Source organism: Pararobbsia silviterrae (assembly GCF_003628125.1).
Classification (GTDB): Bacteria; Pseudomonadota; Gammaproteobacteria; order Burkholderiales; family Burkholderiaceae; genus Pararobbsia; species Pararobbsia silviterrae.
In genome coordinates, this window is sequence record NZ_RBZU01000010.1 from 262,215 (window position 1) to 274,222 (window position 12,008).

At 59.2% G+C, this 12,008-nt stretch carries 7 protein-coding genes; 1 reads left to right on the plus strand and 6 read right to left on the minus strand.

Annotated elements, in window-relative coordinates; translation table 11 throughout:
- Positions 1–108: 108 nt before the first annotated feature.
- From iaaH to parA, 6 genes are all read right to left on the minus strand, one after another.
- The gene (gene iaaH, locus D7S86_RS20930) at positions 109–1,728 is read right to left on the minus strand and encodes an indoleacetamide hydrolase (protein ID WP_121088887.1); all 1,620 of its coding nucleotides are present in this window, start codon (positions 1,726–1,728) and stop codon (positions 109–111) included.
- A gap of 84 nt (positions 1,729–1,812) precedes the next feature.
- Positions 1,813–2,343 carry a sn-glycerol-3-phosphate transporter gene (locus D7S86_RS20935; RefSeq protein WP_147432412.1) on the minus strand — a complete coding sequence of 177 codons (531 nt, stop codon included), beginning with the start codon at positions 2,341–2,343 and terminating at the stop codon, positions 1,813–1,815.
- Positions 2,344–2,916: 573 nt separating this feature from the next.
- Positions 2,917–4,128, minus strand: a complete 1,212-nt coding sequence (locus D7S86_RS20940) for a DNA-binding protein (RefSeq protein ID WP_121088892.1) — start codon at positions 4,126–4,128, stop codon at positions 2,917–2,919.
- A 256-nt stretch (positions 4,129–4,384) separates the two neighbouring features.
- Positions 4,385–5,779, minus strand: coding sequence for a replication initiation protein (locus tag D7S86_RS20945; RefSeq protein WP_147432413.1), 1,395 nt, complete (start codon positions 5,777–5,779; stop codon positions 4,385–4,387).
- Positions 5,780–7,944: 2,165 nt separating this feature from the next.
- The gene (locus D7S86_RS20950; protein WP_121088896.1) at positions 7,945–8,985 is read right to left on the minus strand and encodes a ParB/RepB/Spo0J family partition protein; all 1,041 of its coding nucleotides are present in this window, start codon (positions 8,983–8,985) and stop codon (positions 7,945–7,947) included.
- 14 nt (positions 8,986–8,999) lie between these two features.
- The gene (parA, locus tag D7S86_RS20955) at positions 9,000–9,659 is read right to left on the minus strand and encodes a ParA family partition ATPase (protein ID WP_121088898.1); all 660 of its coding nucleotides are present in this window, start codon (positions 9,657–9,659) and stop codon (positions 9,000–9,002) included.
- A 1,858-nt stretch (positions 9,660–11,517) separates the two neighbouring features.
- Here parA and D7S86_RS20960 point away from each other — a divergent pair.
- Entirely contained in the window at positions 11,518–11,754 is a 237-nt protein-coding gene (locus D7S86_RS20960) for a hypothetical protein (RefSeq protein ID WP_121088900.1), read from the plus strand.
- Positions 11,755–12,008: the final 254 nt, after the last annotated feature.

Here is a 12,008-nt window from a genome sequence, read left to right on the forward strand (position 1 = left end):
CAAAGGGTGTCCTCTATCGTCGCCGACTCAAGCGTAGCCGGCCTAGGTGAGCCTATCCGGGGATCTCCAGGACCGCGTGGATCCCCGTGATACCCCGATTCGAAATAATCAGGCCGACAAACGCGGCGGCGCAATCAATCCGAGAATCGATTCAAGCGTCATGCCGATCGCCAGCAGGTCGGCGTCACCACCCGCGCGCGCGTCGAGGCTCAATCCGACCGGGATGCCGTTCGACGCGAGTCCGACCGGCAACGACAAACCGGGCAGCCCCGCGCACGAGCCCGGATCGACGTTACGAATCATCGCGCTCAACGCGGCCATCGATCCGCCCGGTTGGGCGACGCCATCGATCGACAGCGCCCCCGAATACGAAGGATCGATCAAGGGCGCCGTCGCGGGCACGGTCGGAAACACGATCGCCTGAACATTCTGTTGTTCGAAGTAGTCCGCGTATGCCTGCATGAGCTTTGGGCGCGTGTCGGTCAAGGCTTTTACGTACTGGTCGCGCGTCACGCTCTTGCCCGCCTTGAGCACGGCCTGTACGTCAGGACTCTTGACCTGTTCGAGCACGTCCCAGAACGAATGCGGCGCGGCGGTTTCCCACAGATAGCCCGGGAAATCCATGTAGAGCTCGAACAGCGTCAACGCCGAAGCCGTATTGCGCGTGAGCGTATCGACGTCGGGCAGGTCCGCCTCGACGAGCGTGACGCCATGCGCTTTCAACTTGTCGAGCGCACCCTGACACTGGCTCGCGACATCGCGATCGACGCCGCTCCAGAAATAGCCGCGCGGCACGCCGAGGCGGATCTCATGCGCCGGACGTGCCGTCACTGCAGGCGCGCCGGTCAACGCGTTATCGATGAGAACGATATCGGCGACGCTGCGCGCCATCGGACCGACGGTGTCGCGCGTATGCGAGACAGGCGCCACGCCGACCATCGAGTAACGCCGTTCCTTGCCGCCATTGCCGACCGAGGGCCTCATGCCGACCACACCGCACAGCGCAGCCGGCACGCGCAACGAGCCCACCGAGTCCGTGCCGAGACCGACCGGCGCGAAGCGCGCCGCGAGCGCGGCGGCAGTGCCGCCCGAAGCGCCGCCCGGAATGCGCGTGACGTCGTACGGATTCTGGACCGCGCCGAACGCGGCGTTCGTGCTCGTGACGCCGAGCCCCAGCTCGTGCATGTTCGCCTTGCCGATCACGATGACGCCCTTTTCGAGCAACGCTTGCAGTACGGGCGCGCTGACCGACGGCGTGAAATCCTTGAGGCCGGGCGTGCCCGACGTCGTCGGCACGCCCGCCGTATTGATGTTGTCGTTGATGACGAGCGCGAGGCCCGCGAGCGGACCGACCGGCTTATTCGCCGCGCGAGCCGCATCGATTCGTTTCGCGGTTTCGATCGCGCCCGTTTCGTTGAACGTAATAAATGCGTTAAGGGACCGATGCTCCTGTGCGCGGTCGATCAGCGCACTGATATAACGCTCGGCGCTCAAGCGGCCGGACTGCATCTGCGCAAGCGCGTCGGTCGCGCTCAGGTCGGCCTCGCGGCCCGAGCCCGCAGTGTGACGTGTGATGCCGGCGGAACCCGTTGCGCCGGCGGGGCCTGCGTCGGGCGGCACGCAGCCCGTCAGCAGGGTCGAGGTGGACGAGGCAACGGCGAGCGCCCCGGTAGTCTTCAACGCGGTGCCGAGAAACGCGCGGCGGCCTCGTGACTGCGACTCTTTCATGAATTCTCCAGACAGCAGGCGCGCACACGCGCGCCGATACGGTCTAGAGAGTATCACCCGGGTCAGGAGGTTCCGCGCTTGCCCCTAACGAAAGGCCCACCCCCCGGTGATCATGAGTCCGTTCGTCCAGAAAAACTGTGTTTCGATTCGCACCGGGCCATAGCGATACCCGAGCGAAGGGAGTACGCCGGGAGAAAACCCGCCGTAGTTGAGCGGCACCTTATTTCGATATTCCCCCCGATAGCCGTGCATCACTCCGCCGATGAGCTTTCCGTAAATCCCTGTGTCGCCGAGATTCCAGAGATACCCTCCGTAGACCAACTGACAAAACTGTCCAAATGAATTGCGGAACAGCGTCCCGCCGTATAACCAACCATCATCTCTACGTCGTTCAACGCCGATCAGCGGCGAGTACCGAAGATGAGCCGAGTCATAGTGGTAGTGAACGTTATAAAGATTCGTCGCGACGACCCACTCCGCGTCCGACCGGAGGGCTTCCGCGTAACCCGCTGTCGACAATAGGAACTGCGTGACGCCTACCGCCAGATTGCGCGCCCTCGCGACACGACAGACGGGCATGGCCCGCTTGCAACCGATTCGATTCGTAATATTCATTCTTTGCCCGAACACCCGAAAAACGACGCGACACGCCTCGATGCGTATCGCGATCATTTTCAGATGCGGTTCGACCCATTCGACTCATATCCGCGGGCGAGTCTAGTCGACGCTTTTTATATCGATTTTCACGGAAGCTCACGCGACGTGCGGAAAGAAATTCGACTTGCCGCGCCGTGAACTCGCAAGATTCAAGCGAACGGCGCACAAAAGAACCCTGCTTAACCTCACCTATCGATCGGAAGGCAAAACATCCCCGTGCGGTCTCACCTTCACCATGCACACGTGACGAGACAACTCCGCGAACGCACTCGACGCGGTCGTCGAACGCATTCACGCAGGTGACCGTCGCGCGAGCCGGGGCAAGAACGCCGGGGACTCGACACTCGGACGATGGACTATTTAGAACGAGGCTTTGCGGGCACGCATACGCGCGCCGGTTCGGTTCACTCCTGAGTCATGATGTGCATCGAGCTTGCGGATCGACAGTCAGCATGTCGACTCCGAAAGGCCTGTGAGTCGGGTGGGCAACGTGCCGCGCGTGCGGCCGGCAACGTCCACCGCGCGCTGAAGTCATGACCATGGCTTTTGCACGCGCGGTTTAGCGACGCGCGCAAACTGCGCGGTCGCGGCGATTCTCGACGGGGCCGGGCCTGACGCGTGATCACAATCCGGGCACCGAAGTTCGAATACGCCGTCGTCGTTCGACAATTCCGGCTCGCCATCGCCGCACGCGGGACAGGCTTGGACGATCGGCGCGAAACCGTCGAACGCGGTGCCAAGCGCTTGGACTTCGTCGGGTTCGAGGCGGCCCGTGTTCGCGAGCGTCGCGAGCAGGGCACCGGCGGCGGGCGGCACGCCGTTTTGCCGATCGGCGAGCGCGAGTTCGCGATGCAGCGATGCGATTTCGTCGGCTTGTCGGTTCGAAAGCGACTCGAGCGTATCGATACGACCCTTCGCGACACTCAATTGTTGAATGAAATCGTACTCACGCTTCGCGAGATCGCGGCTGCCGGACTCGTAGGTCGACGCCATGCCGCGCAACGTGTCGAGTTCGAGCAACAAAGGTTTCACACGCCGTTCGGCATTCGCGATCGCGTCCTTGATCTGATCGGCATAGGCTTCCGCGTTCTGCTGAAGCTTTGCACGCACAGCGGCCAGATCGGTCTGTGCCGCCTGTGCATCGGCGCGCAAACGCGCGACTTCGTGACGCAACGCTTCGTTGTCGCGATCGAGCAGCGACTGCAGCGATTGGGAATCGTTGCGGCGTGTCGCTGCCGCCTGATGTTCGAACTCGAGACGAATCTCGAGCGCGCGCTTTTCGGCTTCGGCTGTCGTCATCGAGGCACGTGCCTCGCGCGCGGCGTCGACCGCAAGGTCACGCTCGAGTTCGGCGCGGCGTACCGCGTCCGCGGCGGCGGCGCGCGATTCGGCCAGCCCGCGTCGCTCGATGTCGAGTTGCTCGGTCGCGGCATCGATCGCCTTACGATAAAGCTCACCGAGCAGCGCGCCGGCCGAATGCTCGAGTTCGGGCGGGATTGCGCCCACGGCGGCGCGCGACGCTGCCGTCTGACGAAGCTGCTCCCAAAACGCATCGATGTCTTTCGGGATATCGCCCGCGCTGCCGACGCCGGTGAGTTCGCGAACGGTCGCAACGGTCGGACGAATCGCGTGATCGACGAACAAACGCTGACACGCATGCAGCGAAAGCTCGCGTCGACGGCCGCCCGCACGCTTGAGCGCGTCAATTTCGTGGCGGATGGCCTCTTTCGCATCCGAATTCATGCGCGACCCTCGTTTATCATTTCAGCCGATACACATTACGTACAGGAAGATACGTTATCAGCGGATTTCGACGCAATCGCGGCACGTTTTTATTTGTCCGCAAACCGAGGCCATTTGACGCATTCCAATCCTCATCCGGCCGTGAAACAACTGCAAGATAATTGCCTAAGTTGTTGTTTAACAAGGTCGAAAACAAAAATCGAATTTTTTTCGAATGTTTCACGGCGTGCTTGGACAGCATGTTGAGCGTCGCGGCTCAGAGTTCGCTCTCGGCGAACGCGAGCAGATCCTTGTCGCTGACCTCGCCCCAAAGGCGTGTGGCGAGCCACGCAAAAAAGCCCGTCTGTGCGACCTTCGAGTGCAAACCGTTGCGGCGCAGTGCGGTGGCGATCACGCGCGGCGCTTCGGGCTCGTACTCGAGCATGAGTTGATCGCGCTGCTGCGGATCGATTTCGTTGAAATAGTCGGTCGCTTCGCGCGCGCGTTTGGACGCATAGCGCTCACGCAGCGTCGGGCCGCGTTCTGCCGCGGGCACGACTTCGTCGGCCGATCCGGCGGATCCAGCGGCCCCGGCCGATGCGAGCGTTTTGCGGGCAACGTCGCGCGGGGTGGCATAGCGGTTACGCAGCGCCGATTTGAAATAGGCTGCCGGCGAGTCGAGCGGCGGCGCCTTGACGCTGCGCACGCGTTCTTCGACGAGTTCGAGCGTCGCGCGCAGTGTCGCGTCGTCGTGCGAGACGAAGATCGCGGTCGCCTCTTCCTGTGCGATGCCAAGCTGCATGAGTCGCTCGATCACGGCCGCATCAATCAGCGGCGGAGCCGGCAAATCGAGTGCGGGTTGCTCGTTGAGCCGGATCCGGAACTGAAGATCGACGACTTTGCGGCCCTGCTTGTGCTCGATGAGTTCGACCTCGATATCGGTCACAGCGTTGATTTCCGCGATCGACGTCTTCAGCACGTCGCGCTTGAAGTATTTGTACTGCGGCAGGCCCTCTGTCACGGGGTTCCCCGACAGCGCGCCGTACCACCACTCCCATTTCTCGCGAGAGCTGAGCCGCGACGGATTGGTCGCGAAGCGCCGGCAGATCTCGTAGAGCGCGAGACTCGCCCCGCTGCGCAACATCGTCTGGTAGTAGATCGAGAGCTTCGTATAGGCGCCCGGGCTCATGACGAGATTGGCGACTTCGGGCGGAAAAGCGAAGCCGAACCAGACACGCCCCCCGCGGCGCTTGAGCCCGGCGGAATTCACGATCTTCACGGACGAGACCAGACGTTCGCTCGTCCATTGCTTCTCGTCTTCCATGTAGATCCGGATGTCCTGCAACTCCTGCACGCTTTTCTTGAGGAGCTCGGTATCCTTGCTGTCGTAGGCAGCGTCGCGAGCGAGATCGGTCAGCGGGATCCAGAAGTACTTCTGGGCGACGGGCGTATCGATCGGTGCGTTTTGGCCCGGCACGCCGAGCTTCTGCGCGTGATAGACCATCAGATTGAAGGTCTTGCGGGAGAGCAGCGAGAGGCGACCTTCGGACACGCGCAGGCCGATGGCCTCGTTGGTCTTGCGGAACTCGAGCGCGGAGCCGCCTGCGGCGAGCTCGGTGGTCTGTTTGGGTTTGGCCTTCGCCATGAGGTCAAAGTGAATCGTAACTTTCACCAATCATGACCGAAAGGTGAACCCCTTGCAATCACCTCTAAGGCCTTGATTTCATGCCGTTCTTATTTCCGCCTAAAGTTCCCTGAAAACCCTCACCCGAGAAAGTTTGCAGCCACGCGGGTTTACGGGAAAGGTGAGGGGAAGTACCCCGAAAAGGCTCACCAAAAATAATTTTTTGGGGCGGACCTCCGTCAGTCGGTCGTATAGGACGTCAAATCCGATCGAAAACGCATGCGATGATCGGGGCGAAAGCAAGGTCCCCGAAAAGGCTCACGAAGCATGAAAAAGGTCCCTGTATCCACACACTGAGCTCCCCGCCACGCCTCACCGTGTCCGCCGATTCAACCTGTTTCGACTCACCGAGAACCCCGCGAACCCTCACTTCCCTACCTGTGGGGCCTCACCTTATCGCCCGGAAACCCGCGCCAGTATTGGCTTTCAGCGGTCGTTAACGTTTTTAAGGTTTACAAGTGTTTACTTTTAATTCTCTCAAGCGAACCAGCGAGTTTCCTGAAAAAGCTCACCCCCACAAACAACCCATCGCAAAGCACGCCTAGGTGGCTGAACACAAAGCAGTTTTGCAAGAACTCATCGATCCCTGGAAAAGCTCACCAGCGAATGTGATGCCACCGCAACCCGATGCTTGTACGCGCATGACTTATGGGATCACCTCGGCGGATTGCGGTCGTTCGTACAAGCGAATCCGACCGGGAACGACTGCCCGTACGTCGAATCCCCGAATCGGCTCACCATCGAGCCGGATTATCGGGGATTTAAGGCGCTCGTTCATGCTCTCGCGACGCGAATCAACCTTTTTAACGTTGCAGCGGCATGTGAGGCCGTTAGGGCACGCCCAATGACCCGTTTGAGGTCGAGCTAGGCTTTGCGACTCCCTGTAATAACTCACCTGTGAAGTAATTATTCTTTGTTTTCAATGGGTTAGGTTTCATCTCAGCGCACGTTTCCCGAAGTCCGAACGCGCGAATTGATGGCATCGGTACGGGCGGTGTCGAAATGGTGCGCTCCCGCGCGGCAAGCTTGTCATCACGATCGTGCTGAGGCGGCGGTCTCGAGTGATTTGGCTCAGTGGGAATCCCTGCAAAGACTCACCACGGTGCGCGGAGATCCCTGAATCGGCTCACCTTGTCGTTCCCTTGTATGCGCTCACTATTGTGTAAAAGCGCAAAAAGTCTCAATGGTGAGTGTATTCGGGGTACTTCGTCGCGGAATCTCGCCAGAACCCTGCAAAACCTCACCTGATACGTCGTTTGCTTGTGTCCGGCTTTCGCCCGAGGCTCGCGAGTCAAGCGGAGTGGCCGAATGGCACTTCGTATTCGATTGGGGCAACACGAGCCGCGAAGGCTCGCTCGGGGCACACGTCCCGCGTCGACGTCGACGTCGAGAAATCGCCGATTCCCACTTGTCGGCAGTTTTGAGCGCCTATTTTGAGCCGCGGTGGGCGTTTATCAGGCGCTTATCTGTCCTGTTTGGACGGGTCATCCCTCTTGATCCCACAGGCACACATGGGTGGGTTTTTGGTCTCCCCTACCCTCTTGCAGGCTCGGAGGTGTCACTTTCACGGGTACGGGAGAGCATTAGTCGGTGACGCTTGGGGGGACCCGTTATCCAGGGACGTGCCGCGCTCACTGGCGCGCGTGTTCCAACGCCGAACTGACGCGGTAACGTCTATTCGACGGCGACGCGTGGGATCGATACAAACGTTGGGCAAGGCAATGTGGAATGTCCAGCGCCATGGGTAGCGAAATCGGCGCGAAGGGAACGACGCCCTGATTGACTGACTCTACGGTGCTGTAGCGAAGGCATGGTGAGTCTCTGGCGCGTTAGCCGAAGTCTTTTGAGCTCGGGTTAAAGCCTGGACTGCTCCTGCCCCTGCCCTTGAGCCTGGGCCTGAGCCCGAGCCCGAGCCCGAGCCCGAGCCCGAGCCCGAGCCCGAGCCAGGCCGTAGTCCACGGTTAAGCGCAAAGTCGGGCACGCCATGTCGATGACTGAGACCCTGCCGTCACGCGACTAAAGCTAAGGTGAGAGGATTCGGGGATGCGCCCGACGGCTTGCGCGCCTTGTCGAGCCATAGACTCGACAAGGCACGACGACTTGTCGGCGTCTTGCCAGCGGTGGGATTGAGGCCGGCGCGCTCAGCGGGTGCACTACGTCGGATCGACTTCCGAGAGCGTAAAGCGCCGCTTGAGTTCTTCGACGAGTGCGTCTCGCTCCCGAGCATCTGGAAGGTGCACTTCGAACGCGACTTTGCCGGAGTCCCACTCCTTGATGAATCCGACCTGTGCATTCCCCGACCGGATCTTGTATTGCCGGCTGACTTCCTTAGGCTTGCGAGCGGGCTTGGCTTGCCGCTTTTTGCGAAGACTTTCGAGTTCGCGGCTGCTGAGGTCCTCGTCGACAATGCGCTGCATCAGTGTCACGACGTCTTCTTCAGGGGCCGACTTGGCAAACAGAAAAACCTCATATCCGACCGCGACGCCGAATTTCGCCGGATGCTCGCGAAGTTTGTCGAGTGCATTCGCGGGCAGCTTGAGCAAGGCAAGCGTCTTGTTCACGGTGCCCCACGACAGCCCCGTCAACTCAACGAGCGCCTCTTCGGAATCGACCTTCTTCTCCGTCAAAAGCCGTTGCCAAGCGAGCGCGTTGTCGAGCGAGGATTGAGCATTGCGTTCCGCGTTGAGCAGGAAGCTCATGCGATAGAGCTCGATATCGGATGTGATCGGCTCGATCAGACATTCGATTTCATTTTTTCCAGCAGCTTGAATCGCACGTTTTCTATAGTGGCCGTCGATCAGAATATAAAAACCTGGCCGGCGCCAATCCTCACACGCGAGCGCGGGCACGCGTTGGCCGTGTGTCGCGATCGACGCCGCACGTTCCTTCACGACTTCGTGGTTGTAGATCTGGCGTGCGTTGAACGGATTGTCCACGACGCGATCGAGCGGCAGCTTTACAAGTGGACGCCCGTCGGATTTGGGCGCCAGGACTTCCGCAGGCGCTGTCACTTCACTTTCAGCGCTGAAAGTTGTCGATGCTCCGCGGCCGGACCCGGCAAATGCACCCGCGAGGCCCGCTGGCGCTCGTTCCATCGCGGCTTCTGCTGCGGCGAATCGTTTCTCTACGGAGTCCGTCTCGGCTTTGAGGGACGCGCGTAAGAGGTCTCGGCGGTTTTGAGTTTTCGCTGTCATATCGGATCCGGTCCTTACTGTTTGACAAGTCCAAGGACTTCGTCGACGAGTGCGTCGACTTCAGAGACGGCGTCTTTTGCACGCGGTACGCGATGCACGGTACCCCCCATCAATTGACATTCGCGGTAAGCGGAACGGGAACCGAGCCACGCGCGAAGCAAGGGGACTTCTTCGTCTTCGGCGAGTACGTCGATCGTATCGCGGGCGAGCGTCGTATTCTTTTGAACCATATTAGGTACGAGCCGCGTTTTAAGTTGCTCGTTTGTTACCTGAGCCTGTGCTGCAAGTTGCTTGGCGGCGACGACGGCCCACATGTCTGCGGGCGCGGGAACAACCGGAATCAAGGCGAGGTCGGCGACGAGCATGGCGCTCGACGGCGATGGCGAATGCACGGCAGGCGGGCAGTCGATCACGATGAAGTCGTAGTTTTCAATCTGATTCCGAACCTCACGATGCATTTTGCCGCCCATCATTGCGAGATTCGACAATGTCGCGGGAAACGGCGATTCGTCGGTGGCTTGAGAGGCCCAGCGCGTCGCGGTGCCTTGTTCATCCATATCAATGACGAGAACGCGGTTGCCGCGCAATCCTAACGTTCCGGCGACTTGCATCGAAACGGTTGTCTTTCCACAGCCGCCTTTCTGATTAAAGACCGCAATCACCTTTGCAACCATTGGTATCCCCTTTTGCCACTTTCAGCGCTGAAAGTGCGACTCATGTGTGGCTAGTACTCTATGGGTCTGAATCTGAAAAGTCAAAGTTATATAACTTTGGACCTATTTATTTGGTGATTTTAGGCATCGCGCATCTCCTCGTGAAGGATTGCCAGGTGGACAAATTCCGTACGCAAGCCGAAAACGCATCAAAACGCTCCAGGAGCGGTTGAGGTGGTCTAGACGTACGAATGCCCTAACACTTAGTCTCGAGCCCGTTGTAATGCGTTCTGGGATGTCGCTTTTTTAGGCAGTTTGGCCAGATTGGCCGTTCGGGAGCGCTATTTCACGAAGAGGACGCGATGCGAGACGCTTGAACATTTCGAGTATGTGGTCGGGCCACGGAGCCCTGGGACAAACGAAAATCGTCTCGAGCTTGACGGCTTATTTTGTGGCTGGTCGCGTAGATTCATGACAATCGAGGGTCGCGCCGCAGCGCGTGGCGAGCAGTGAGTTATTTGCTCGGCTCGACGGACCATCGTTCTCGAACGGAAAATCGGGGCAAGCAAATTCCCGACGAAATTTTTGCCTGAATTGCAGTGCCGTTTGCAATGCGATCAGGTTGGTTCGGGCTTCTCGTTGTGATGAAAGGTGCGCTTGCAGGGAACGGACGGCGTTGACCGATCGTGAGGCCGGCAAGTTCGTTTCAAGCGTGTGCTTGATGTCCCAAATGCGGACCCAGCCACTAACCCGGTCGCCAACCCCGTCTCGGTTCGTATAGTGATCGCTCGTCGCGTAACGATCGATCCTGTCATTGGGCATTACGACAGTGCTTTGTCGACCCGTACCCTCTCGTTGAATGGTGATCCAATCAATTAATCGCGCCGCAGGGCACTTCAATGTGAGCGGATTGATTGATGCACTGGTGGAAGATCGATTGCGTCGCGCCTATGGCGCCGAGGTCGTTGTGTACTTTCAGCGCTGAAAGTGCATCGGTGTGTTCATCACAAGTACGTTCTAATCACAATGCTTCATGTGACGTCCACACTGCGGATGCATTACCGCGTCTACGTGGCGAGATGAGTCGAGTACGCTGTCTAGCGACAACCCGTGTATCGGCAAGAAAACCTCAAGCTCACAACGACGGCGATCTTCCAACAAATTCGACTTCCGCGATGTTGTGTTTCCGCAGAATTTGACCGCTGTTGTCGGATCCCCCAGTTTCAGCCTCAAATTTCAATGACGTAGTGTGTAAGGAACGGAAATTTTTTCCGGACGATTCGCGATGCCTCGGAGAGTTCGGCACTGAAATGATTTGAAATGAATGGGAGAGCGTCTCTACCTCGACAGCACTTCATCCATTCGCATTGACCGGACCGTTCCCTACCCGCTCGCGTTTTGAGCGAATAGCGCGTGATCATATGTGGCATCGCGAGCAACGTATTTCCCCCGGTACCCTGCAATCGTTGCGGCGTCCGACCCTCGACTTGCCAGCCTGCTGGTAACGAGCGCGCTCCCGTTGTCGCACATCGCGTGTGTTTGGAATTCACGCTTCACTTCTGTCTGTGCTTCGATCCCGTTATTGCGGCATCTCATATTCGCCCGCGTGATCTTCTCGCCATGCGACAGGCGAATTCTTGTACCGCTCGATCGAGTGTTTAAAATTGAAAATATTTGAATCAAATAGATAAAGACGCTCGCGCGTATAATTGCAAGCTAGCTTACTTATCCGATCTGTGCCGTGTCTGTCTGTTGCCGTTGCGAACCCCTCGTCCCGACCTGTTTCGAACTCCACGTTCTCGTGCCCATGGCGGCGCGCCATGTTGCGCGAATCAATCTGGATCACGTGACGGCCGTAACCGGCGCAAGGAGCTAAGAGATGCAACATTTGCTGTCGTCAGCCAGCTATTTGCTGCATTTCATGACGAGTCTGCGGCCGTTTGTCCAGGCCGGAACCCGCACGATTCGAGTCGAAACTGATACCTACTCGCTCGAAGGCAAAGCCGCCATCGAGCGAATCTCCCTCGATCTCAAGGCCGGACGGCTGACGCGTTTTCGCCTGTTTGACTCCGAACTCGGTAACCGAGATGTCGAGGTCAACTATCACGGCAAATAGATTGCGGATGCCGGCCCCATGCGGCATTGGCGCCCCCACCCGGGCGCGATTATGCGATCGCTAGCCGAGGCGTGATTCCTCTCCTGCTTGGCTAAGCGATCCACGCCGACGTTCAAGCAGCATGGCCAACGTGGGGTCCGCACACCCAAGCACCCGCACACCCAAGCACCCAAGCACCCAAGCACCCAAGCACCCAAGCACCCAAGCACCCAAGCACCCAAGCACCCAAGCACCCAAGCACCCAAGCACCCAAG

Coding starts and splice junctions, on each gene's coding strand:
- iaaH (WP_121088887.1), bottom strand. CDS start 1,728: ATGAAAGAGTCGCAGTCACGAGGCCGCCGCGCGTTTCTCGGCACCGCG.
- D7S86_RS20950 (WP_121088896.1), bottom strand. CDS start 8,985: ATGACAGCGAAAACTCAAAACCGCCGAGACCTCTTACGCGCGTCCCTC.
- parA (WP_121088898.1), bottom strand. CDS start 9,659: ATGGTTGCAAAGGTGATTGCGGTCTTTAATCAGAAAGGCGGCTGTGGA.
- D7S86_RS20940 (WP_121088892.1), bottom strand. CDS start 4,128: ATGAATTCGGATGCGAAAGAGGCCATCCGCCACGAAATTGACGCGCTC.
- D7S86_RS20960 (WP_121088900.1), top strand. CDS start 11,518: ATGCAACATTTGCTGTCGTCAGCCAGCTATTTGCTGCATTTCATGACG.
- D7S86_RS20935 (WP_147432412.1), bottom strand. CDS start 2,343: ATGAATATTACGAATCGAATCGGTTGCAAGCGGGCCATGCCCGTCTGT.